Here is a 23573-nt window from a genome sequence, read left to right on the forward strand (position 1 = left end):
AGTTTCACGTTGGGCCAAAAACTGATATCATTATGTAGTAGAGGATAATTTGATGAATAAGGATCAGATTTACCATTTAGAAAGTGAGTTTATTAGAGTTTCTGTTACGAAGCAGGGAGCTGGACTGTTATCAATATTTGATCTTGAATCATATGTTGAATATCTATGGCAAGGACATCCAACGCTAAATCCTTGGAAGCCACAGCTTACCTTTCCAATTGTAGGAAAGCTTAAGGATGACCAGTATTGGCTAGGGCGTAAGTATTATCACATGCAAAAAGATGGCTTTTTAAAAGACTTCCAATTTGAAGTGAAGAATCAACGCAAGGACAGAATCACTTTTGTTCATACGAATAACCAAGACACAGAGCTTATCTTTCCATTTCGCTATAGTATCGAAGTAACCTATATGGTTTATGGGCCAAAGCTTACAGTCTCATTTGTTATAAAGAATTTAGATAAGAAAGAAATGTTCTTCTCTCTAGGTTTTGCTCCGACTTTCAATGTTCCACTAGGTCCAGAAGGTCACGAGGATTGCTTTATTGAGTTCTCTACTCAAGAAGAGCGTGGAGCCTATTTCTTAGAAAATGATCTTGTTAACTTCCATGATGCCGATAATAAGAAGGTTGTTCAGGACTGTCGTGTTTTCTTCACTCAAGAGAATTTTAGAGGTGGGGAGATGGTGTTTAAGGATATTAAGTCAAAGAGCGTTGCTCTTAAGAATATTTTAAACGAGAAGTCGGTTAATATAGACTTAGGAAATATTCCTTATCTTTCAATTTGGACTTATCCTGGTGCAAATTTCGTTAGGATTGCGCCTGCATTTGGTGTGACAGATGCACTAGACTCTAATAATGACTTCTACACGAAAGAAGGTCTGATTGATTTAGAGCAAGAAAAGACTTTTAAACATGAGTTTGTCTTTCACATTCGTTAGGCATATCCGCTAGGATCAGTAATGTATCGTAAAGAGTTAGAAGAAATAAAGAACAGTATTCATACTAAGCTCGACACTATGGTGTGGGGAGATATGTCGATTGAAAGAAAGGCCGACAAAAGTATTGTGACAGAGTTTGATATCTTTGTTTCTGACCAAGTTAAAAAGGTCTTTCATGAGTCTAATTTTGACTTCAATTTCTTCTCGGAAGAAGATCAAGAGAGTTTTGAGTTTCCTGTGATTGTCTTAGATCCAATTGATGGAACTCGTGAATTTGCAAAGGGCTATGGTGAGTGTGCAGTCTCCCTGGCCATTTTATTTTCAGCAGATATTAACGATGATCGAAGCTTTGGCTGGATCTATAATCCATTTACTGGGTTTGAAATTACGAGTGATGTTAAGTACCCGCTCGGAAGTCGCCATGCTCACGCTGAGGCAGTCAATATTATGATCTCGCGCTCGGAGTGGGAGAAGGGTGCTAATAAATTAGATTTTAAGCACAACTTTAGAATTACTCCACTTGGATCTATTGCCTTTAAGCTAGGACTACTTGCTGCTGGTGCAGCTGAATGTGTTGTCTCATTTCGTGATAAGAATATTTGGGACATCGCTGCTGGAGTGATTATTTGCCATTCCAGAGGGATTCATTCTGATGAAATTAAGGATCTTTCCAGCAAGAAGCTGAGAGGGCCTTTTATTTTCTGTCGAGATGAATTAAAAGTAGCGGTTCATGAAGAAGTTAATCGCTTAAAGAAGTCCTAGTTAAATAAATCTTCAAAATCCTTCATTGTGAGTTTTCCACTGAATAATTCTTCATCATCTTCAGGAAGAAGTTCTTTGAAAAGTTCACGTTTGATTTCTTGAAGTTTTAAAACCTTCTCTTCAACAGAGCCTTTAATAATAGGTCTAAATACGTTTAGAGTATTTTTCTGACCAATACGATAAGCTCTATCGATTGCTTGCGATTCAACCGCTGGGTTCCACCAAGGGTCCATAATAAAGACGTAGCTTGCTGCTGTTAAGTTAAGACCAACACCCCCGGCCTTAAGAGAGATTAGGAAGAGTTTTGTTTTACCGCTTTGGAACTCGTCAACTGCTGCTTGGCGCTTTTTAACGTTCATCGATCCATCAATTCGAGAGTACTTCCAGCACTGGCCATCAAAGGCCGTTCCAATGATATCAAGGTATGTTGTAAATTGAGAGAAGACGATAACTTGGTGACCTTCTTCAACAATTTGCTCTAAACTTTCAATTAGATAATCAACTTTCGTTGATGAAAGACTTCTGATGTCTTTTGTTGTTTTATTATTATGGTTTTGCCATAGACAGCTCTGGCGAAGTTCGAGAAGTCCCTTAAGGATTTCACCATACTTCTTATTCTTAGGAGCATTTTGAATATTGTCTTTAATTGATTGTAATTTATTTTTGTAAAATTCTTCTTCATTTTCATCAAAGCTAAGAAGGACACTGTTTTCAATCTTAGGAGGCAGATCAGTAAGAACTTGGTTCTTTGTACGTCTAAGAATGAACGGTGCGGCCGTTTTTCTTGCGTATACTCTCGACTTAGGAGTAGAGCTTGATCTTAAGAATCTTAAATCTCCCCAGATGCCAGGAATACTTAGATCAATAATATTAAAGAACTCAGCAAGATCATTTTCTACAGGTGTACCTGTTAAGCAGATTCTAAAGTCGGCATTGATCTTTCTTGCGGAAGAAGCCCCTAGAGAACGCATATTCTTAAGGTGCTGAACCTCATCAAGAACAAGAACATCATAATTAGTTTCTTCAAATTGTGCTTCGAGTTCTCTTTTAAGAATCCCATATGAAGTTAGAATTACTTTTGCTTTACTATCTTCTGGAAGCTCTCTATCAGCTCCGTGGAAGATGTGAACATCGATATCCGAGAATTTCTTAAATTCATTTTCCCAGTTTAGTAGTAGGGAAACTGGACAAACAATTAGAACTTTATCAATTTTATCGTAGATACTTTCAATAAAGGCGATGGTTTGGATAGTCTTACCAAGACCCATGTCATCGGCAAGACAAGCACCAAGCTTATTTTCATGAAGGAATTTAAGCCAGTTATAACCTGTCTTTTGGTATGCTCTAAGAGTTGAGCCAAGATGTTCTGAAATAGGGTAGTCAGGGATACCTTCAAGGTTTTGAAGTCTTTCGCAAAGTGCGATTTCTTCATCCGTTAGGGCACCTTCAAGTCCAATCTTTTTAAGTTCAAATAATTCAAAGATTCTGGCACGAGAAAAAGGTAGGATGAATTTTTTAAATTTTCCGTCCTGAACTTCTTCTTTTGCTTCAAATTTTGTGTATTTTTGAACAAATTTCAAAAGATCTTTTTGTTCATTATTTAATAAGATGACACCATCTTTAGTAATAGCAATATTATTGTCGAGGTCGACATTCTTAAGTACTTCTTGGTCAACGTCATTGATTTCTAGTTCAAGATCAAACCAACCCGAGCGTCCAATTTGCTTTCTTTCAAAGCGAATACGAGAGTTCCAATTTTTAATTTCATTATTATTATAGAAAATCTCAACACCGTAAGGCTTCGTTACTGTAAATAGTTTCGATAGGCCTTGAGTGATTTGGGACATTGAAACTTGGAAAATAACTTCGTTTGTATCTCGATATAGGTAAGAGTAGCGGAAGAAGTGGTCTCCAAATTCCGTTACCATGACTTTAAATAGAAGACGTTGAAGCTTATTGTCGTATTTGTAAAGCTTGTGATTTTCGTGATCAAAGCTAAGTGTATAGTCTTTGCTAACAACTTCAGAAATTAGACGAATCCATGAAGACTTTTTCGACTTTCCAGAAAGGGACTTCTTATAGCCGTCAACACCAGTTTCAAAGTAGTGCTGAACTTCTCTTAGGAAGTGGTAGGCTTCAACCTTTTTGCGAAATAAATCGAGATAGCCACCTTCAAATGTAAGAGAGGCCATAAACTGTGGAGGCCTTGTTCTCTTTTCTTCTTTATTGAAGAACTCGACTGAAAAATTGTTATAACCCTTTCTTTGAGAGTTATTGATATAAATTCTTAAATCTGGTGACTCAATATTTGTGATATCAAATTGCTTACCCTCAACTTCAAATGCGATGTACTTCTCTAGCCTTTCAGAGTAGGCAAGATTTAAGGCATCATCGATTTTATATGTTGATAAATTCGATCTTAGAGTCGAGAAGAACTCTTTTAGTTCACTTGGAAGTGAAAAGAGTTCACCAGTATCCCAATTAAAAAGATATAAACTTTCAAAGATACTGATATCACGATGAGTTTTACCTTCCTCATCTAGTAGGGCAAAGCGAATACTAGATTTCAAGTCATCTTGAAAATCAACTCTTTGTTCTTTATTTGGAGCGATATTAAAGACTAACTTTCCTGAGAGATTTTCAGGAATTGGAAACTCAATCGTTTTCTTATTCGTTAATGAGTAATTTAGTGTTGAGTAAGTCGGTCCATGTGGCGCATTTTCTAACTCGTGCGGGCCACTGATAATTGTCCCGTACTCAAGAGGGTAAACACCGTATCCACCAATAGGAGGGAGGTGAGTGCTTGTATCAGATTGGTCGTTATTTGTTGCAATATAGTACATAAAGAGAGCAGCTGTATGGTGGCAGTGCTTTTCTTTTGTCCATTCTAGACAATCACATGATGTTGACAGTGGTGATTCATCTGTTCCTTCAAGCCTTTTCTTATAGACGACCTTAGACTCATAAGGGCGATCTTCTTTAATGATTCCTGTTGTGATGAGGTAACCATCAAGACTTCCTTTCTTAAATGAAAGTGAGACCTTCCCAAGGCTGAGAACTTTTCTGGCCTTAGAAATTGCCAGAGTTGAAAAATATTTTTTTGCTAGATCGAGTCCAGGTTCTTGTGTCATATATTACTTTTATGTCTAAAAGCCTTATTATAACGCAAAAATAAAGAATGTAATAGTCTTAGTTCTGTTAAGAGAAAGGCCCCTGAATAGGGGCCTAATTTACTTAGTTATTTTCGATATACGATTTAAGAAGTTTCGCACGTGAAGGATGTCTTAGCTTACGAAGCGCTTTGGCTTCAATCTGTCTAATACGTTCACGAGTTACGAAGAAGTCCTGTCCAACCTCTTCTAGAGTGTGGTCAGATTTTTCACCGATACCAAATCTCATTCTTAGAACCTTTTCTTCTCTTGGTGTAAGAGTTGAAAGTACTGAACGAGTTTGCTCAGATAATGTAATACTCATTACAGCATCTGCTGGTGAAATAATTTTCTTATCTTCAATGAAGTCTCCAAGAGATGAATCTTCTTCTTCACCAATTGGTGTTTCTAGAGAGATTGGCTCTTTCGAGATCTTTTGAACTTTCTTAACTTTATCTACTGGCATTTCCATTTTCTCAGCAATTTCTTCTGGAGTAGGTTCACGCCCAAGTTCTTGGATAAGTTGTCTTTGAGTTCTTACCATTTTGTTGATTGTCTCAATCATGTGAACTGGGATACGGATTGTTCTTGCTTGGTCAGCAATGGCACGAGTAATGGCCTGACGAATCCACCAAGTTGCATAAGTTGAGAATTTGTAACCACGACGGTACTCAAATTTATCAACTGCTTTCATAAGACCGATGTTACCTTCCTGAATAAGATCTAGGAATTGTAGACCACGGTTTGTGTATTTCTTAGCAATTGAAACAACAAGTCTTAAGTTAGCTTCAACTAGTTGGGCCTTCGCACGGTCAGCTCTTTCTTCACCATTCGTGATAATCTTGTAAACTGTTTCGATATCATCAAAGCTCATTCCAGCTTCTTGAGATAGTCTTCTTAGTTTTCTAAGAATATCTTCTTGGTTACGAACTAGTTGCTCTACCTTTGCATCAGTTGTGTAAAGCTCTTTTGCGAATGCACGCTTAAATGCATCATCTTCCATGATCTTCTCATGTAGATCACGGTAAGCTTCAATTGTTTCAACTTCTAGGAACTTAAAGATACGATCTTGTTGTTCGTAAAGGTCTTTAAATTGAAGGTAGTATTTCTTAACTGGCTCAACGAAGCTATTAATGATCTTTCTATTGAAAGTAAGGTCTGCAAGTTCAGTTGCAATAGCATCCATTTTTGTTTTTTCAGTTTTAGAAAACTTATCAAGAGTTCCATCATCTTCGTTAAGTGCAGAGTCATAAATTTCTTTAAGCTCGTCACAAACCTTAATGATTGTCTTCTTAACTTTATCAACGTCTTTTTGAGTCGATTCATCATCTAAACCACGGACAAGCTCTCTTACGAACTCTGTTGGGTTTTCTAGTTCATTGATTCTATCTTTTAGCGTGATAATTTCTGCAATCGCGTGAGAAGACTTTAGTGATGAAAGAATAATTTCTCTTTCACCTTCTTCAATTTCTTTTGCGATAACAACTTCGCCTTCTCTTGTAAGAAGGGCAACAGATCCCATTCTCTTTAGATATAATTTTACAGGATCAGTTGAGGCACTTCTAAGTTCAGCTCTCTCTTCTTTCGAAAGCGTTTCTTCAATAATTTCAGTACCGTCAAGTTTGATTCCTTCATCTTCCTCTTCAACTTCGGCTTCAGTAACTTCAATTTCTGATTCACTGATAGCTAGCATAATGAGGTCAAGTTCTTCAGGAGCAATTAAGCTTGCTGGGATAGCATCGTTAATTTCTTCTGGAGTCAGGGAGTCTTGATCCTTACCGCGTGCGATAAGTTTTTCGAAACCCTTCGATTTTAAAAATTGTGCAGCACTTGACATGTTTGGTTTCTCCAGTCTTTTACTTTTTTAAAGCATGAAGCTTTTTACGGATTTCAATAATCTTTGTATTCAACTCAGTAAGCTCAGTTTGAGTGGTAACATTTCCTTTCTCTATAACTAAGCGATCACTTTCTTCTTCTAGACTAACTCTTTCAAGTTTTGCTTTGAGGTCCTTAATAATTTTAACCGCTCTCTCTTTTTCTAGTTTGATTCCTTTGTATTTATTTCTTATGCCATCATCTATAATTTCATGTAGGCCGTACTTGGAAGAACTCGAAAGCGCAAAATTTTTAAATTCCCTCTCATCTATTTCAAAGATTAAATTTTTCAGATTTAAAACATACTCTTTTACCCTATCTGAGTGCATAAAATCAAGCAGATCGGTCATTTCATCATACTCAAGACAATCCGGATGTTCAACGATAGCAAGCAGTAAAGTCTTCTCTGTACGTGAGATTGGAGCCTCTACTTCATCCATTATTGGCATCTCGTTTGCATCACTTTCAACAAAGCTTGCCATGTAGTCTTCGTCATACTCTGGAGCATGCATTTCCATCGGAGGTGTCTCTTCGACAACGGCCGGCTTAAAGGTCTGAGATTTCTCGTCTTTTAAGAAATTTTCATAATTCTCAATGATACTTTCTTTACTCGATTCGAGGTTTAGCTGCTTTGCCCACCCAACGAGTCTTTCAATGGCATTAAGATCTTTTCCAAGAGGAGAAACAAGATCAAAGGCCTGTCTTAGCAGTGCCAATTTCTCATCGAGTATCTCAATCTTGCGATCCGGTAGTATTTTTGAAAATTCATAATCAATGAACGGAACCGCATTATCGATTCTATCTTGATAAGCTATGATGCCTTCCTTTTCCAGGAAGTCGTCTGGATCTTTATGGGGATTTAGATCGACAAACTTAGGTATGATTCCAGATTCTAGGAATTGGCGATTTGCCCTCTGAGAAGCCTTAGAGCCAGCTTCATCATTATCGAGGGAAAGATAAATATTCTTTGTCATGGACTTAAGCGTACGAAGAGAGTTGTCGCCAAGGGCCGTCCCCATGATTGCGACACTATTTTCAAAACCCTTCTTGTAGTTTGCAATTTGGTCCATATTTCCTTCAACTATAATCACGCTATCGCGCTTTCTAATGAATGATTTTGCAAGATGGAGGCCATAGAGTAGGTTTCTCTTATTAAAGATGAACGACTCTATAGAATTCATGTACTTAGCGTGTTGATATTCATGAATTCGTCGGCTAGTGAAGCCAATAACTTTACCGTAGTGGTCCCAAATCGGAAACATTATGCGCTCACGGAAAGTATCATAATGGGACTTATTATCAGCGTTATACTTAACGATTCCAATTTTCAGGGCCGCTTGAAGAATCTCCCCGCGATCCTTGGCCGGAAGTGAACAGATATAGTCATAGATACTATTCTTCTTTGGCGCAAAACCGAGCTGATAGAGGTCGGCGATCTCATTGCTCAAATGACGATTCTTTAAAAAGTCTAAGTATTGCTCTGGCTTTAGGTTACGTCCCGATTGGAAGTAAATAGTTGTAGCGACCTTCAGAATTTTTTCAGCATAAATGAACTCTTTCGACTTTTCTTTTGTATTTGTGTAGGAGTCGAAATCGATGCCAAATTTATCACAGATATCCTTCATGGCCTCGATGAACTCCATACTTTGGAGATTCATAACGAAGTCAAAGTGACTGTGGCCAGCACCACAAGAAAAGCATTTATAGATTTTCTTGTCGTTAACAACAGACATGGAAGGGTTTGTGTCATCGTGGAAAGGGCAAACTCCGTAAAGGTTATTACCCTTGCGAACTAAGTGCACACCATAGCGCTCGATTAAATCAGAAATCGGGATCTCATTGACGATCTTTTCGCGCAGTCTTTGTAATGACATGTGTGTGACTAACCTAGCTTTTTATTTTGCTTTCTTGGATTTTAGAACAAAAGCTTTAATATTTACACCTTGCTCGATAAATATTTTTTCAAACTTTGTTTTAAATTGGCAAAGTAGGTGATCCGGAGCATCGTTCCATAGATCTTTCGTCTCAAGCTCAAGCTCAAAGAGATCTTGTTTCTCGATAACTTCTTTCATCCACTCTGCATAACCATCATGATCCGTCTTAACAAAGAAGTATCCACCTGGCTTGATTACTTTATATGCCCTTTCTAGGAAAGGAAGTTGAAAAAGTCTCTTCTTGTGATGACGTGCCTTTGGCCATGGATCAGGGAAGAAATAGAAAACTTTATCTAACTCATTTTCAGCAAATAGGTGCTCAATTCTTTCACCCTTAGCTCTTAAGTATTTAAAATTGCGGTAAGGAAGTGACTTTAGCTTCTTTGCTAATGCGTAACTTCTCTTAAAGCGATAGTCCAGACCAACAAAATTCTGGTCTCTATAAGCGTCACAATATTGTAGCATAAAGTGGCCATAACCAGTTCCGATCTCAAGGCACAGTTCACCATCTTGCGAGAACACCTCTTTATTCCACTTACCAGAGTGAACTTCAGCTTCTTCGTCTCTTAGAACAAATTCATTAAATTCTTCTAACTTATCGTGGTAAGGGTTGCGGTGCTTGTACTGGAAGTCCTTAGCAAATGACTTGTCTTGGTCTTGGTCGTACGCAAATGGATCGTTTGTCGCTTCTTGAGCGTCTGATTTTACTGGCAACTTATACTCCTAAATGATTATTGCACCTAGTTATCAAATTGAAGGCGCTCAGGCAAGGCTTTAAAACCTTTATACAGGCTTTTGTAAGGAGCTTCATAAATAAATATTAGGGATATTTAAGTATTAATTTACTCAAAAGCTTTAGAAACTGTAGTATGAAGTTTATTTTGCACCTATTTCTTATATTTCTCTTTTCACAAGCGGCTCATGCTTTCGATGCAATGAGAAGAGGGCCAGCTTCAGTTGCCCCAGCTCCCATCTATAAAGAGCACGAAGTTAAGATTCTCCAAGGCCATTTTCGCCATCAATACTTTCGCTATTTCTTAGAAGAGATACTAACTCTTTCACGTAATGATTTTGGTGACTTTAAAGTGACGGCACTTGATTGCGGTAACGAAGAGGAATGTGTGAACTCAGGTGCCTATAAGAATGGAGATATCATCTATTCTCCATCTGAGAATTGGGACCTCTCAGGTTTCAAAAAAATTGAAGCGCCTATTTTGTCAGGCCTTATGGGGCTTCGCTTACCTGTTTACGAGTATAAGGATCGTTTAAAATTTGAAGCAATTAAGTCTCCTGAAGAGTATAAGAAAAAACGAGTTTCATTTAATAAGAATTGGCGTGATTATAAAATTCTAGAAAAGTATAAATTCAAATTGATTGCAGTTGATACCTTTGATGATATCTATGGGGCCTTATCTGACAGTCGCGCTGATTATACGCTTAGAGGAGTGTCGGAAGCCTTCATTGAAATTATTAATCAAAAAGAAAACCTCTTAATCGATACGAAGAACTTTATCTATTATCGCTATCCAGTTTATCTCTATGTACGAAAAACAAATAAACGACTTTATCGCGCTCTCATATCGGGAATGAAGAAGATGGAGAGTCAGTCATATAATAATTTTACTAAGAGTTTTGTAGGCCAGAATCTTGTTTTGGATGAAGCTGAGAGTTGTAAGATCTACAATGTGAATACAGAAGTCGTCCAGGTGTTAAAGCAGTGTGAGCTTAAGGGGCTTATTGAAGCTGTTGCCAACTTTAATCGCAATTAGCCCTTTAGCATTTGCTCGATAATTCGTGCTGCTTTTTTAGCTTCTTGAGGGTTCTCAAGGCGCTTTTGAATGAGCTTTTGAAGTTGCTCTACCTCTTGTTTTTGCTGTGTTTTAGTTTGAGAGGTAGTAGGTGCTGCGTTTTCACGTGAGTCAGCACCTTTATATAAGTGTGTATATTTTTTTACACCCATGAGATTTCCTAAGCAGCCGCTTCAGCTACACCTTTTTTCATTGTAGAAACTCTTTTCATATGTTCTTCAATGACTTCATATAATTCTAATTTTGTTGAATATGGATCCATGCCTTCTGGCATTGTTGAATAAATTACTTCGTTGTTGATTTCTGCAAAGATAAACCAGTTGTTACCTAGTTTTTGAAAAAGAACTTCTGTACCTTTGTGTTGAATTGTCATAAACCTTCCTCCTGAAATAGTTTTGCAGTCCTTGCTAAAACAATGACACTAACTTTATCGTCCCTTTAATTTTTTCTTTTAAAAAATTATGAGCATTATTTATGAACGGAAATCTTTGCCGATAGGCCCAAGATACTAGTAACGATAGGTGAATCCAACGTTGTAACCAAACGTTCCTTCAAGATTTGTTGAAATTTGATTGTCTGGCCATAATTGAGAATTTACAAATTGACCATCTGACTCAAGTGTTGATGGAAGACGGATGTCGATAACTGGCCCGTGATAGAGGTAGAAAGAAGGGGAGTCAAAAATCTTCTTATGGGATAGGTTGACTGAAAGTCTTATATTAAAGAAGAGGCCACTAAAAAGTTTTTCCTCTGCTAAGCTATTGGTTTGATCGTCTTGGTTCACAAAACGTCTTTGGTAATTAAGCCCAACTTGTAGCATTGATTCAATTTCAAAATATTGTCTTTTGTGAAATGTGTAAGAAACGACAGGCCCAAAAGTATAGTGAATATTACTTTCTGTTGTAAAAATATCTCCACTTAATCGGTACTCCGCTTGTCCCGTTGTGATACCGCCAAAGAAGCCGTAGTAGAGACGGTTTCCATCATCAAAAGTAGCTGGACTTAAGTACTTAATGTTAAGGCTTCCTTCAAACCCAGTACTTTCTTGTTGAATTTCTGAGTTATAAGCGTAGCGAGAAGAAACTCCCTTTTTGAAGATAAGATCAAATTGAGCACGATTAAGTGGGCGTCCTTTTAGGGGATATTCATCAGGGAGCGGCTCTGCGATAACATAATCAGTCGGATCATTTTTTACATAGATCGTATGACCTAAATCTTCTGACTCATTATTTAAAATAAGCTTAATGAAATCTTTTCGAATATAGGCCTTTCGCCCATCTCTTGTCAGTGTGACGTAGTAGGCTTCTTCATTTAAATAGTTTGGATGTAAGTAGAGCTTTGTCCCTTTTCTTAGCTTCATAAGTATGATGCCATCTTCATTTGGCTTACTTATGACTGGGGCCTCATGAACACGAATAATTCCATCGGTGGCAAAAACCGATGTTGTTAAAAGCATTATAAATAATAGCTTTCTGATCATATTGAAACCTCAAATTCTTTCCCAATATTGATACTAATGGCAGTTGCTGAATTGTCATTGGTAAGATTTGCTGCTGGGAAATTTACATTTGAATCAAATGCATAATTTTGCTTTTTAAGATCTAGGCCAATGAAGTACTTGGCGTAGTTGTAATTAACATTGAGGCCAAAGGAATCAATTGTATAGCCAACTTTTAAATCATTTATCGTAGCTGATGTATAAAGTGATCTTTGCGCACTTAGGCCGGCCGCAAGAAATGATTTTTCATTAATGTAATAGCGATACTCTGTTCTTAGGCCAACAGAAAAAGATGTGAATTGAACTTCTTGGCCACTATTTTGAGCAAGATATTCAGCGCTAAGAAATACTGGAATATTTTCGAAAGTCTCGACTCCTGCTTCTGCAGCAATAGTTGTACTTGATAAAGATATATTATCTAAAAAAAAGTTTGGAGTAGAGCTGCCTAGTCCTGCTCTAAGCTGTGTGTAAGTATGGATTTGTTTTTTATCGTATTCGATGGCCTTAAACTTTGTTTGGTCAAAAGGTGTGAACTTCTCATTATTAAAAGTTAAAATCGTTTCAAGGTGATCAAGGTTTGTACTTAATGTAACGTACTTCACATTATCTTCACTACCGTCACTAGGTAAGATGAAGAAGTAGCGTGAGCCAGGAGAGACTTCTTTTGTACGAATAATTGTATTCTTCTGAATACGGTAATAGCTCTTGCCATCAAGTGATTCGATTAAAGAGTTTGCTAGAATTACACTTCGAAAAGTCTTGGCCCTGAGGTTATTTTTTATATACTTAAAACGTGGCTTTGCCTTTGTTTTAACTTTTTCTTCTTTCTTGCTGATTCTTCTAAGATCCTCAAATAGCTTATCTGAAGAGGCTTGAGCAAAACAAAGCTTCTGAGATAAAAGGCCAATGATAGTAAGAGTAATTAGTCTAGACATTCAAGAGCCTTTTGAAATGCGATGAAGTTACTTTCGTATTTAAAGTCTTTCTTTGTTACTTGATCAAGTGGCACCCACTTAAATCCTTGGTGCTCTTGAGGGGAGATTGTGATCTCTTTTTGATTCGTTCTTGCAAGAAAACAATACTCTGTCACATCCTTATTCCAACGGTCATGAAACTCAAATTTTTGATCAATTTCGACAATCTCAGCTTCATTAATTGAAGTTTCTTCAAGTAGTTCGCGCTTGGCCGCATCAAAAATATCTTCTCCAGGGTCAACAGATCCTGTTACATTCTGCCAGCCAAAACCACGATCCGCCTTCATTTCTAATAGAAGGATTGCTCTTAAATCGTTGTGCATGGTGACAACTTGAACCTTTTTATGACGCGTATTCATAGGTTTATTATAGCAAAAAAATTTAATTTCAATGCCTTGGGCAAATTTGGAGGTTAATTTCTTTAATTTGTCTTACATTCCGTTCATTTTGCATCGCAAATTTTTGTCGATTCCCGTGGTTTTTGGTAGATTATTGCGATGGATTTAATGCGAATTATCAATACATTAACTTTGGCCCTACCGGGCTTTCTTTTAGCTATCTCATTTCACGAGTTTGGTCACGCTTGGATGGCCAGAAGATATGGTGATGATACGGCCGAGAGAATAGGTCGACTAACCCTTAACCCAATTCCACACGTTGATCTTGTGGGAACAGTTATCTTTCCTATGGTCGGTATCATGCTTGGTGGTGTTCCTTTTGGTTGGGCCAAGCCTGTCCCTGTTGATGTTCGTCGCTTTAAGAATATGAAGTCAGGTATTTTTTGGGTAAGCTTTGCAGGCCCAGGTGCAAACCTGATTCTTATGGTTTTATCAGCGCTATTCTTTGGAATGGTCTATGCCTATGTTCCATCGACGTTCTCATTAAAGACGCAATTTATGGATATGCTTCAGTACTCGGTATTTATTAATATCCTACTGGCGGTCTTTAACTTAATTCCGTTTCCTCCACTTGATGGATCGAAAATGGTTGCAGCTTATTTAGATTACAACTCAGCACGAAAATATGAAGAGCTTCAAAGATTTAGTTTTATTTTTATTCTAATTCTTTGGTTTACACCAATCTTCGGTTACATGATCAGACCGGTTATGAGCTTAGGAATGGTATTAATGAATACTTTTGCAGGTATTCTCTCTTAATTTGTTAATTGAGGGATTTGAGGGAATTAACACATGTTAGACACAACGATTAAGGTTAAAACGGATACATTTGATGGTCCACTTTCACTGCTTTTGCTTCTTATTCAAAAAGAGCAAATGTCGATTAAGGAATTAGACCTTACGAAAATTACTAAGCAGTACTTAGACTATCTTGCGAATATGAAAGAGCTTAACTTTGATATTGCGGGTGACTATCTATTCCTTGCTGCTACATTAGTTCTTCTAAAGTCAAAAAATGCAGTTACAGAAGAAGAGCAGGCAAAGCTACAAAACCAACTAGGTGCAGAAGGCTCTTTAAATATCACTTCTCATGCAGAGCTTGTTCGCCGTCTTGAAGAGTTAGCACTCTACCAGAAGATGGGACAAAAGCTTTTAGAACTTCCTCAAACGGGCAAAGATATCTTTGTTAAACCAAAGGTAAATCGCAAGGAAATTGTTAATTCAATTCTTACACCGATGCAGTTAGAGAAGTTAACGGATACAATGATTGACTTCATATTCCGTCAAAATCGTAAGTACACGGTTATTAAGCGTGACCGTTTATCGATTAAAGAGAAATTAGAGTTCTTAAAGACATATCTACAAGTAGGACAGAAAACGAATTTAGAAGAACTACTTGAAAACGATAGTAATAGCCGTATGGCAACGACAACAGGTGAAGATACTGCAAAGATGTCTGCAGATGGTAAGAATACAATTGATAACGTTGTTATTACTTTTATCTCACTTCTTGAGCTAGCAAGGCTTAAGCGTGTTCAGGTTTTCCAAAATGAGAGCTTTGGGCAAGTTTATGTTGATGTCGTTAAAACACTTGATGACTTCGACGTAACTCAGGCCGATGGTTTTGAAGACGAGAATGAATCAAAAGATAAGATCGATACACAAGAATTAGAAAATATGGAACAAGTAGCGCACTAATCGCTACTTAGAGAGAGCACACAAATGGAAGAGAACACAACAGTTACTGAAGCAAATCTAGAGTTTCTATCAACAGATGAAGAGATGGTGGAAGAGTTAGAAATGGCCCTTATGCCAACTGATGAAGACCTAGAGTTTCCAGAGGAGTACTTAAAGCTCGAATCTGACTTTGCCGATGAGAAGATGCAAGAAGATAAGCTTTGGAAAGCTAGAACTGGACTTAATGAAGAAACAATCTGTGGAGCAATTGAAACGATTGTATTCATGAGTGATAAGCCTGTACCATTAATGAAGATTAAGTCATTAATTGATGAAGATATCCCTCTACGTGTTGTTCACGAGGCAATTACTCGTCTTCAAGATGAGTACGAATTAAAGCACCACGGAATTCGTCTACAAGAAGTTGCAAACGGTTACCAGTTTAGAACGAAGGCAACATTCTCTAAATATGTTCAAGACCTATTTAAGATTAATGAATTAGTACTTTCTCCAACAGCTCTTGAAGTACTAGCAATCATTGCTTATAAGCAGCCGGTTTCAAAAATTGATGTTGAAAAAATTCGTGGGGTTGATAGTTCTCACATTGTTCGTGGTCTAATGGATAAGAGACTTGTTAAAGTTATTGGCCGTTCTGAAGAAGTTGGACGCCCGGTTCTTTATGGGACAACTCCTGAGTTCTTAGAAGTATTTAACCTTGCAAATATTGACCAATTACCACCAGAGCATGAGCTAGCTGAAATTGCTACTCAAGGTGTAGGGAAAATTGAAGATATTAAGACTCTTGTAAACGCTGATCTAGCATCACGTTTTGATCAAGATGAAATTGAAGAACTTGATAATATCGCAATGTCGATTAAATCAATTGATTCAGAGACAGCATTTACTAAATCTCTTAAGGTTCAAGAAAGAAGACGTAAGTCTGCTAAAACAGCTGAAGGCGAAGAAGCAGCAGCACCTGTTTTAACTGCTTTTGATCTCCTTGAACAACACCTAGATAACTCTCTTGTTACTGGTGCAAATAAAGAGTCTGCAGAATCGGAAGTCTTTACTGCGATCACTTGCCCTGAGGTTATTGCTGATCTAACAAAAGGTCCATTTAATATCCCTGAAGAAGAGGAAGATGATTTTGAAATGATCGATCTTGATTCAGGTGAAGTTATTAAAGATATGACAGTAGAGGAAGCACTTGAAGAAGTTGCGGACGCTATTCTTTCTTCTGAGAATACAGAAGCTCAAGAAATTGTAATCAACGAAGAAAATGATGAAGCGGACATTGAAGCTGCTGCAGAAGAAGTTGAAGAAATTGCAATTATTGATGAGTCTAAGTCTGATGAAGAGGCCGATCATCTAGCACAGGCACTTGATGATGCTTTTGCTAAATTATTTGGTGGAGACTCAGCTCTTCCTCAAGATGAGATGGATGTTGACCTTGATGACAGTATCAATGAAACAACTCAAAATTTAATTAATGGGGCCAAAGACCTAGATCTTGACCTTGATTTCTTAAATAACAAGGACTTAGGGGATTCTGAGTCTCATATTGAATAAGAAATAATTACTTAAATACTTGTAAAAGCTTACGTTTAGTTCTATTTAGACGTAAGCTTTTTCTTTATAGCTTTTAACCGCCGTGATGGCAGATAGGAGAGTCAAATGTCTAAATTAGTACGTTTACAAAAATTTATTGCAGATTGTGGGATCACTTCACGTCGTAAGGCCGAAGACCTAATCGTTCAAGGACGTGTAAAGGTTAATGGTATTGCTATTCGTGAACTAGGAACTAAGGTTGATCCATCTATTGATGCTGTTGAAGTTGACGGTAAGGCCGCCGACCTTGGTTCAGTAGAAAAAATCTACATGATTATGAATAAACCTCGTGGAGTTATGACAACAGTTAATGATCCAGAGGGAAGAGAAACTGTTATTGATCTTTGTAAAGAGATCAGTGAGAGAATCTATCCAGTTGGCCGTCTTGATTACCTTTCAGAAGGTCTTCTGCTAATGACGAATGACGGAGATTTCGCAAATCTTGTTATTCACCCAAGCTCTGAAATTACTAAGGTGTACGAGGTAAAAGTTTTTGGTGCGATCAATGAATTCCTACTTAAGAAATTAAGAGCAGGTGTTTATATTGATGGCGTAATGACAAAGCCACAAGCTGTTCGTGTTATTAAGCAGCTAGAAACAAAAACTTGGCTAGAGTTTAGAATCAATGAAGGTAAGAACCGTGAAATTCGTCGTATGTGTGAAGGTGCTGGTCTTACTGTTGATAAGCTAAAGCGTGTTGCTATTGGTGGACTAACTGTTGAGGGGATTGCTCCTGGCTCATACCGCCTTGTTAATAGAAAGAACTTATTAAATGCTATTGGAATTGATATGGCAGGAAATAAGACGAGAGATGCTGTTGAGTATATCTCAAGTAAAAAGTCTGTAAACTTAAAGAAGAAAGGTCACCAAGGTTGTACAGCAGCCGATGATAAGGCCTTTACTAAGTTTAGAAGAGAGACTTACTTCAAATCGATTAAAGAAATTGCTGAAACTAAGAAGGCAAAAGAGAAAGAGATTAGAAGACAGGCTTACGAAGAGAAGGAAGCAGCATTCAAGAAGAGACAAAATAAGAAAAAGGCTCGTCTTGCTAAAAAAGAAAATCAACAAAAACATACTCACGTCGAATTTGTTAAATAAAAAAAGCCGCTTTAAGCGGCTTTTTTATTTGGTACTCTTAATTTAATTCTTGAATATCTTCAATACGATCAACTCGATCATCAATTCTTAGATCTTCACCTGTTCCTCTAATATAGCGGTTCAAGTACTCAAGTTGATTATAGATTTCTTGGTAGTTATTTGTTCCGATTCTTAAGTCCACAAGTGTCTCAGAGTCATCAACAATATAGACATCGAGGTAGAGATATTTCTCAATATCATCTTTAGGAAGAAGTTCCACTAGAAGTTGCATAATATATTGTTCATTATTCATTCTTCTTAGTTTAGATGTGAACTTATCGACCTTCTCATTATATGGCATGTCACTATGAATGATGTCATAGAAGTACTTTGCAAGTTTCTTTGTCTTCCTTTGATACTCGTCCTCTGGTACATCAAATGGATGAAGCCTAGAGTCCTTATCATGACTTGTTGAGCGAATAACTCTCTTTCCTCTGAGGTGCTCTGCTAGGCGATAGCGGAACTCTTCAAATGGGATCTTGTTCAGATAAGAGAATGCTTCTTTTTTCAATATCATCGTAACTCTTGAATTGAAGTTTACGTAACGTTTTTCTTTTGGAATACGAGCAATGACTTCATCGCGAATAAGAGAAGGTAGGATACCCTTTAGAATTCTCAAGTATCTTCTTTGCTCTAGTCTTCTAAATTCATTATCGATGCGATTAAAGTTCATTCCAACATTTAAAAATTTATGATCACTATGCGAAGAAGTTAGCCCGAAATAAGAGAGGATCTCTTTTTCCTTAGTATCAAAAATCTCAATGGAAATCTTAGACTCTTTAGTCTTCGTATAGTTAGGGTAGTAGAAAGCTACCGTGGAACCATCGAGTCGTTCAAAATTAAATCGATTGTTAACATAGTGGCTCTTTGCACTTAATTTTAAAATATCAAGATTAAGCTGAATTCCTGACGATTTTGATTTGTATCTATTGTGTCCTTTAAAGACTCTTTCTACCCTTGGGCTTTCTTGGCATTCGTCAACTCTGGCAATACGGTCAACATCTTCAAGGTTAACGACATAGTACTTATCAAGTAGATCTGAGTTTAATGATTCAGCAAAGAGTTTGGCCTCTTTAAATTTAAAGACATTATTAAATAATCTATCGTAAACCTTTCTAACCTCGTCATCTTTTAGATTAAAGACATAGTCGGCAAGAATGATATTACCTTTTGTGCGGGAAGCATCGAGTTTAAACCAGTCGAGTTTATACTCATAATCAACTTCTTGTCCTAAGATTTCAAAGCTAACAAGTTCGATGGCAAATCGACTCTTAAAGCTTAGTCCTGAAGTTTTCTTCTTTTGTGCGATAATCTTAACTCTTACTTTCTGATCTTCGAGCTTATATACCTGAATGAGAAAGTCTCCGGCCATGGTGTAAAAACCTGACAGGCCAGTATTTAGTAGAGGAATTGTATTATTGTAGCTAAACCCTGTTGTTAATGCCATTGAGGCCGGTATGGAGATAAAGTCTCCTGGATTTAGTTCATCGACATATTTTGAGCGAATTGGGATTTTTGCCACATTAAAAGGTAGGGCCTTCATCGCATCAGTTTTCTTCTCAAATTGTCTTGAAATGACAACTTCGTTATTACGATCAAGCTTAAGAAAGAAAGGTGTCTGCAGTTCTGGAAAGAATGCATTCTTCGTGTCGTGATGAATTCTGAAATTGAATTGATCGCGACGAGTATAGTTTCCTTGAATATAGGACTTTTCTACTTCGTATTCGTACTTACCTCTAAGAGAGAGTCCGTCTGCGATATTGATTTTGAAAATATCCACATCGAGACTGATCTTCAAACTATTGAAAGCATCAATCAACTTACGATTAATATTCTCTTTTGAAAGGTGATCTCTAAGAAAATACTTAAATTTCGAATATACACCTGGTGAGCTGTCTTGAATGACTTCTTCAGGAGCGGGGACGTTACTGGTCTGCGGCTGCTTCGCTGCAAAGCTCATCGACGTAATTAGGATAATTGTCAGTGTTTTTAACCTACTCATGTCTATGACTAATATCATAATAAATATTTGAAAAGTCGTTGAATGTAATACTTATAAGTATGAACAAAGTGTAAACATTTTTGATGGACTACCTACTTTGTTGAGAATTTTCTTAAAGCGTTTAATTTATGTGGCACTTAATTGGCAAGTATTGAATATTATTGGCCTTCAATCCAATAGATTTTCTTTGGGGAAAATATAAGCTTTGACACAAATGAGCGTAAAAAAAAAATCACAAGCGCCGATAACTAACTAGATATATTAAGTTTAAATAGAGAATCAAAACTTTTTTTATTTGCGGGGAAAAATAAGGTCGCTATTTGGCAAAATTTCCTGGTGATATATTAGTTGAAGATTATTGAGTAGGAGAAAGAGTATATGGAAGATCTTAAAAAGTTTTCTTTTTTAATTGTGGATGACATGAGCACAATGAGAAAGATCGTTAAAAAGTTACTGCGTGATTTAGGGGCCGATAGATTTGTTGAGGCCGTTGATGGAAAAGATGCTCTTAAAAAGATTGTAGAGAATAAAGGTGGACCAAACGAGATATCATTTATTATTTCTGACTGGAGTATGCCAAATGCTACAGGACTAGATCTTTTAAAAACTATTAGAGGTAGTGAGAATTTTAAAGAAATGCCATTCGTTATGGTAACTGCCGAACAAGATGTTGCTCAAATTCAAGAGGCGATTGCTAGTGATGTTGACGGCTATGTAATTAAGCCATTTGATCAAGCATCTTTTAAGAAGAGGTTGGCCCTGGCCATGAAGAAAAGGTTTCCACAAGGTTAATAGGAGGCTTTCATGGGTATGGTAGAGAGAATTACAAAATCTCACTTCTCAGTTTTGGCCTTCTCGGGCGATATCGATCAAGACTGTGTCAAGTCATTGTCGATGATCTTTGATGCGATATTAGAGGATGAGAAAGATAAGTTAATAATTTTAGATTTTAAGAGCGTTGAGTATGTTTCTCCAAAAATTTATAACGAAATTTTTAGGTTATTCAAGTCAGCTGAAGAGAAGTCAATTTTAATATATACAATTAATGCACGCTCTAAACTTATTAGAGAACTCAAGAGTGATTATGTTGATGAACGTTTCAACTTTACTGATTCGATCTCAAAAAGACTACAAGAGCTAAATCTTAAAAAGAAAAGAATTGAGTTAGACGTAAACTTTGTAAACCCTTTTATTCAAGCGGCAATTGATACTTTTGGTGTTCAGGCAAATTTAAAAGTATTGCCAGGAAAAGTTTCCAAAGCAAAAGATTTTGAAAGCTATGAAATTGGGTTGATTGGTTCCATTGATGTTCAAAATGAGCAATTTAATGGAAGGCTTCTTATTTGTTTCCCAGATATTGTTTTCATCAATATTTATAACCAAATTTTTGGTGAAGACTATACTGAGCTTAACGACGATGTGAAGGATGCTATTGCAGAGTTTACAAATATTACCTTAGGACAAGCAAAGGCCAATTTGAATCAAAATAGAGGGATTGTTATTGATCGAGCAATTCCATCGGTTTTACTTAGAGAGAACTTTTCTGAGATTGATTTAGGTAAATATGAGTCTCTTATGATTCCACTTGCGACAAAAATGGGCTCTTTTTATATCTACATTCTACTAGGGGCAAACGAATAATTAAGGACTTGTAAAAAAGCGAACATGATCAATGTCATGAAACTAAGATTATTTATAGAAATTTACAGTAAGCCTCTAAAAACATTAATTAAATAAAAATATTGTCCGAATAATGAAGAGATATTAACACAAAAGACAAGATGTGATTATGGATGAGTTTGAATTAGAATTAAAGATGGATTTCCTTGAAGAAGCAGTACAGCTTCTTGAAGACTGTGAAGAATCTTTCCTAGAATTAGAATCTGGTGTCGATAATACAGATGAGCATATTGATAAAATTTTTCGACTCGCTCACAACCTAAAGGGAACATCAAGAGCAGTTGAGTTCAGTGATGTTGCAGAGTTTACTCACGAGATGGAGGAACTCATCCTAAAGGTTAAGAAGGGTGAGGTTGATATTTGTGCTGATGTTATTGATGTTTTCCTCAAGTGTTCTGACCATTTAAATAATATGATCTCTGCTCTTAGAGATGATATTGATGCTAAGTTTAATTCAGACGATATTATCCAGTTAATTAAAGATGTCTCTAGTGCTGATGTTGAGCATGATGATCTTAGAATCTCAAATATTCCTGATGAAGCAGAGTTTGAAGCTAGTGCACACGAAGAAGAACAAGAAGAACAAGACGAAGAAGAGCACGACGATTTCGAAGACCAGGAATTACAAGGTATCCTCGATAATGAGGAATCTGTAAGTTTTGAAGAGGAAGTCGTTGCTGAATCACGCCCAAGTGAATCAGATATCAGTGACCTCGATCGTATGTTATATGGAGAGTCTTTTGATTCAACAGAAGAAGTGAAGCCTGTTGAAGTGGCCGCTGTTGCAAGTGGACCAAATGATCTCGATGCACTTATGAATGAGTCGGCTTCTCCAAAAGAAGCTCCTGTGGCAGATAATGTTGTAAGTTTAGAAACTGCTGCAAAAAAAGAAGAAAAGAAGCCTGCTGTTGCTGCTGCACCAAAGAAGCCAGCAAAACCAGAAGAGACGATTCGTATTGGTATCAGTCGTGTTGAAAAGCTTAATAACTATGTTGGAGAGCTTGTTATTCTACAAACTGTACTTAGTGAATGTAATGATCTCGTAGCTGATGAGCATGTTAGAAAAAGTGTTAGTCACTTATCAAAGATTACCAAAGAAATTCAAGATATTTCAATGAAGATGAGAATGGTTCCGCTTAAGACGACATTTTCAAAACTTCAAAGAATTGTAAGAGATACTTCAAAAGCACTTGGTAAGAAAGTTAATCTTACTATTGTTGGAGAGGAGACAGAAGTTGATAAGAATATTCTTGAGCAACTTTCAGATCCTTTAGTACACATCGTAAGAAATGCTGTTGACCACGGGCTTGAAAAGAGTGTTGAGGATCGAAAAGCTGTTGGAAAGTCCGATGCTGGAGAGATTCAAATTAAGGCATATCACGAAGGGAATAGCCTTGTTATTGAAGTTGTAGATGATGGTAAGGGAATCGATCCTGATATTATAAAGAATAAGGCCATTGAAAAGGGCGTTATTAAGAATGCTGACAAATTAAGTGATCAAGATGCGATTAACTTAATTTTTGCACCAGGTTTTTCAACAAAAGAAGCGGTAAGTGAAATTTCAGGCCGTGGAGTTGGTATGGATGTTGTTAAAAAGAATATCCAAGATATTTCAGGGGCCGTTGAAGTTAAATCTGAAGTAGGCTCAGGTTCTGCCTTTAGAATTAAGCTTCCTCTGACAATGGCAATTATCGAAGGAATGGTGACAAGAGTTAGTGACGAAAACTATGTCGTCCCACTGAATCTAGTTCACGAAACAGTTTCTGTTACAGAAGAAAATTATAAGAAAGTAAATAATGTTGGTGGCTGTATTGTTCTAAGAGGACAAGTCCTACCTGCATTTAGGCTAAGTAAACTTTTAAAACATAATGTTAAAGAGCCTTCGGTAAATGAGATTGCTCTTGTTGTAAGAACTGAAGATATGGATTTTGCAATCGTAGTCGATGATGTTCTTAGACGTCAGCAAGTTGTTATCAAGAGTCTTGGGAATGATATTAAGAATACTCAAGGTTTTATGGGAAGTTCGATTCTTGGAAATGGACGACCAGCTCTAATCTTAGATTTAAAAGAACTTGTTGTTAATAAAGTAAGTAAAACGAAAGGCCAAAGACCAGTAAGTAACGCGGCATAATTA

General features: G+C 37.0%; 20 protein-coding genes and 1 pseudogene. 10 read left to right on the forward strand and 11 right to left on the reverse strand.

The genetic code is table 11. The annotated features are described in order from the left end of the window. Positions 1-52: 52 nt before the first annotated feature. The gene (locus ABMA72_RS11055) at positions 53-937 is read left to right on the forward strand and encodes a hypothetical protein (RefSeq protein ID WP_392858182.1); all 885 of its coding nucleotides are present in this window, start codon (positions 53-55) and stop codon (positions 935-937) included. Positions 938-958: 21 nt separating this feature from the next. Next, complete coding sequence (locus ABMA72_RS11060) at positions 959-1699, forward strand: inositol monophosphatase family protein (protein WP_392858184.1); 741 nt, start codon at positions 959-961, stop codon at positions 1697-1699. On the opposite strand, the gene ABMA72_RS11065 is transcribed toward ABMA72_RS11060, so the two are convergent. From ABMA72_RS11065 to trmB, 5 genes and pseudogenes are all read right to left on the reverse strand, one after another. Continuing rightward, entirely contained in the window at positions 1696-4830 is a 3135-nt protein-coding gene (locus ABMA72_RS11065; RefSeq protein ID WP_393057146.1) for a DEAD/DEAH box helicase, read from the reverse strand. The genes ABMA72_RS11060 and ABMA72_RS11065 overlap by 4 nt on opposite strands. Before the next feature lie 103 nt (positions 4831-4933). Further along, positions 4934-6370: an RNA polymerase sigma factor RpoD gene (gene rpoD, locus ABMA72_RS11070; protein WP_232215063.1), complete on the reverse strand. Its 1437-nt coding sequence runs from the start codon at positions 6368-6370 to the stop codon at positions 4934-4936. Further along, a pseudogene (locus ABMA72_RS11075) lies at positions 6344-6685 on the reverse strand (RNA polymerase sigma factor region1.1 domain-containing protein); the annotation flags it as partial. The pseudogene ABMA72_RS11075 and the gene rpoD, both read right to left, overlap by 27 nt. Before the next feature lie 19 nt (positions 6686-6704). Next, entirely contained in the window at positions 6705-8597 is a 1893-nt protein-coding gene (dnaG, locus tag ABMA72_RS11080; RefSeq protein WP_393057147.1) for a DNA primase, read from the reverse strand. 21 nt (positions 8598-8618) lie between these two features. Further along, the gene (gene trmB / locus ABMA72_RS11085; protein ID WP_392858191.1) at positions 8619-9371 is read right to left on the reverse strand and encodes a tRNA (guanosine(46)-N7)-methyltransferase TrmB; all 753 of its coding nucleotides are present in this window, start codon (positions 9369-9371) and stop codon (positions 8619-8621) included. Positions 9372-9526: 155 nt separating this feature from the next. Between trmB and ABMA72_RS11090 the strand changes: the two genes are divergently transcribed. Next, positions 9527-10426: a hypothetical protein gene (locus ABMA72_RS11090; protein ID WP_393057149.1), complete on the forward strand. Its 900-nt coding sequence runs from the start codon at positions 9527-9529 to the stop codon at positions 10424-10426. Here the strand turns inward: ABMA72_RS11090 and ABMA72_RS11095 are convergent. The 5 genes from ABMA72_RS11095 to ABMA72_RS11115 form a co-directional block, all read right to left on the reverse strand. Then, entirely contained in the window at positions 10423-10617 is a 195-nt protein-coding gene (locus ABMA72_RS11095) for a hypothetical protein (protein WP_393057151.1), read from the reverse strand. The two genes, ABMA72_RS11090 and ABMA72_RS11095, sit on opposite strands and share 4 nt — an antisense overlap. An 8-nt stretch (positions 10618-10625) precedes the next feature. Then, positions 10626-10838, reverse strand: a complete 213-nt coding sequence (locus ABMA72_RS11100; RefSeq protein WP_392858197.1) for a hypothetical protein — start codon at positions 10836-10838, stop codon at positions 10626-10628. A 135-nt stretch (positions 10839-10973) separates the two neighbouring features. Continuing rightward, positions 10974-11945 carry a hypothetical protein gene (locus tag ABMA72_RS11105; RefSeq protein ID WP_392858199.1) on the reverse strand — a complete coding sequence of 324 codons (972 nt, stop codon included), beginning with the start codon at positions 11943-11945 and terminating at the stop codon, positions 10974-10976. Then, positions 11942-12898, reverse strand: coding sequence for a hypothetical protein (locus ABMA72_RS11110; RefSeq protein WP_392858201.1), 957 nt, complete (start codon positions 12896-12898; stop codon positions 11942-11944). The genes ABMA72_RS11105 and ABMA72_RS11110 overlap by 4 nt, the downstream gene beginning before the upstream one ends. After that, positions 12886-13296, reverse strand: a complete 411-nt coding sequence (locus ABMA72_RS11115; protein WP_392858203.1) for an NUDIX domain-containing protein — start codon at positions 13294-13296, stop codon at positions 12886-12888. Before ABMA72_RS11115 ends, ABMA72_RS11110 begins: the two co-directional genes overlap by 13 nt. Before the next feature lie 138 nt (positions 13297-13434). Here ABMA72_RS11115 and ABMA72_RS11120 point away from each other — a divergent pair, with 138 nt between their 5' ends. The 4 genes from ABMA72_RS11120 to ABMA72_RS11135 all read left to right on the forward strand — a co-directional run bounded on the left by ABMA72_RS11120 (position 13435) and on the right by ABMA72_RS11135 (position 17718). Beyond that, the gene (locus tag ABMA72_RS11120; RefSeq protein WP_392858205.1) at positions 13435-14094 is read left to right on the forward strand and encodes a site-2 protease family protein; all 660 of its coding nucleotides are present in this window, start codon (positions 13435-13437) and stop codon (positions 14092-14094) included. A 33-nt stretch (positions 14095-14127) separates the two neighbouring features. After that, complete coding sequence (locus tag ABMA72_RS11125; protein WP_392858206.1) at positions 14128-15033, forward strand: segregation and condensation protein A; 906 nt, start codon at positions 14128-14130, stop codon at positions 15031-15033. Positions 15034-15057: 24 nt separating this feature from the next. Continuing rightward, entirely contained in the window at positions 15058-16581 is a 1524-nt protein-coding gene (gene scpB, locus ABMA72_RS11130) for an SMC-Scp complex subunit ScpB (protein ID WP_393057153.1), read from the forward strand. A 105-nt stretch (positions 16582-16686) separates the two neighbouring features. Further along, complete coding sequence (locus tag ABMA72_RS11135; RefSeq protein ID WP_392858210.1) at positions 16687-17718, forward strand: pseudouridine synthase; 1032 nt, start codon at positions 16687-16689, stop codon at positions 17716-17718. A gap of 37 nt (positions 17719-17755) precedes the next feature. Here the strand turns inward: ABMA72_RS11135 and ABMA72_RS11140 are convergent, their stop codons facing one another. Then, positions 17756-19759, reverse strand: coding sequence for a hypothetical protein (locus ABMA72_RS11140; protein ID WP_393057155.1), 2004 nt, complete (start codon positions 19757-19759; stop codon positions 17756-17758). Between the two features lie 378 nt (positions 19760-20137). Between ABMA72_RS11140 and ABMA72_RS11145 the strand changes: the two genes are divergently transcribed. The 3 genes from ABMA72_RS11145 to ABMA72_RS11155 all read left to right on the forward strand — a co-directional run bounded on the left by ABMA72_RS11145 (position 20138) and on the right by ABMA72_RS11155 (position 23570). Beyond that, complete coding sequence (locus ABMA72_RS11145) at positions 20138-20551, forward strand: response regulator (RefSeq protein WP_103217672.1); 414 nt, start codon at positions 20138-20140, stop codon at positions 20549-20551. A gap of 12 nt (positions 20552-20563) precedes the next feature. Next, on the forward strand, positions 20564-21400 hold the full coding sequence (locus ABMA72_RS11150; RefSeq protein WP_392858214.1) for a chemotaxis protein CheX: 837 nt from the start codon (positions 20564-20566) through the stop codon (positions 21398-21400). Positions 21401-21548: 148 nt separating this feature from the next. Next, on the forward strand, positions 21549-23570 hold the full coding sequence (locus tag ABMA72_RS11155) for a chemotaxis protein CheA (RefSeq protein WP_393057157.1): 2022 nt from the start codon (positions 21549-21551) through the stop codon (positions 23568-23570). Positions 23571-23573 lie beyond the last annotated feature (3 nt).

The sequence above is a fragment of the Halobacteriovorax sp. CON-3 genome (genome assembly GCF_043196995.1).
Lineage (GTDB): Bacteria > Bdellovibrionota > Bacteriovoracia > Bacteriovoracales > Bacteriovoracaceae > Halobacteriovorax_A.

Bases quoted from the DNA above. Each gene is read 5' to 3' on its own strand.
- ABMA72_RS11135 (WP_392858210.1), top strand. From the start codon at position 16,687: ATGTCTAAATTAGTACGTTTACAAAAATTTATTGCAGATTGTGGGATC.
- ABMA72_RS11065 (WP_393057146.1), bottom strand. From the start codon at position 4,830: ATGACACAAGAACCTGGACTCGATCTAGCAAAAAAATATTTTTCAACT.
- ABMA72_RS11145 (WP_103217672.1), top strand. From the start codon at position 20,138: ATGGAAGATCTTAAAAAGTTTTCTTTTTTAATTGTGGATGACATGAGC.
- ABMA72_RS11115 (WP_392858203.1), bottom strand. From the start codon at position 13,296: ATGAATACGCGTCATAAAAAGGTTCAAGTTGTCACCATGCACAACGAT.
- ABMA72_RS11150 (WP_392858214.1), top strand. From the start codon at position 20,564: ATGGGTATGGTAGAGAGAATTACAAAATCTCACTTCTCAGTTTTGGCC.
- ABMA72_RS11095 (WP_393057151.1), bottom strand. From the start codon at position 10,617: ATGGGTGTAAAAAAATATACACACTTATATAAAGGTGCTGACTCACGT.
- ABMA72_RS11090 (WP_393057149.1), top strand. From the start codon at position 9,527: ATGAAGTTTATTTTGCACCTATTTCTTATATTTCTCTTTTCACAAGCG.
- rpoD (WP_232215063.1), bottom strand. From the start codon at position 6,370: ATGGGATCTGTTGCCCTTCTTACAAGAGAAGGCGAAGTTGTTATCGCA.
- ABMA72_RS11055 (WP_392858182.1), top strand. From the start codon at position 53: ATGAATAAGGATCAGATTTACCATTTAGAAAGTGAGTTTATTAGAGTT.
- ABMA72_RS11060 (WP_392858184.1), top strand. From the start codon at position 959: ATGTATCGTAAAGAGTTAGAAGAAATAAAGAACAGTATTCATACTAAG.
- dnaG (WP_393057147.1), bottom strand. From the start codon at position 8,597: ATGTCATTACAAAGACTGCGCGAAAAGATCGTCAATGAGATCCCGATT.
- ABMA72_RS11125 (WP_392858206.1), top strand. From the start codon at position 14,128: ATGTTAGACACAACGATTAAGGTTAAAACGGATACATTTGATGGTCCA.
- ABMA72_RS11140 (WP_393057155.1), bottom strand. From the start codon at position 19,759: ATGAGTAGGTTAAAAACACTGACAATTATCCTAATTACGTCGATGAGC.
- ABMA72_RS11105 (WP_392858199.1), bottom strand. From the start codon at position 11,945: ATGATCAGAAAGCTATTATTTATAATGCTTTTAACAACATCGGTTTTT.
- ABMA72_RS11110 (WP_392858201.1), bottom strand. From the start codon at position 12,898: ATGTCTAGACTAATTACTCTTACTATCATTGGCCTTTTATCTCAGAAG.
- ABMA72_RS11100 (WP_392858197.1), bottom strand. From the start codon at position 10,838: ATGACAATTCAACACAAAGGTACAGAAGTTCTTTTTCAAAAACTAGGT.
- scpB (WP_393057153.1), top strand. From the start codon at position 15,058: ATGGAAGAGAACACAACAGTTACTGAAGCAAATCTAGAGTTTCTATCA.
- ABMA72_RS11155 (WP_393057157.1), top strand. From the start codon at position 21,549: ATGGATGAGTTTGAATTAGAATTAAAGATGGATTTCCTTGAAGAAGCA.
- ABMA72_RS11120 (WP_392858205.1), top strand. From the start codon at position 13,435: ATGGATTTAATGCGAATTATCAATACATTAACTTTGGCCCTACCGGGC.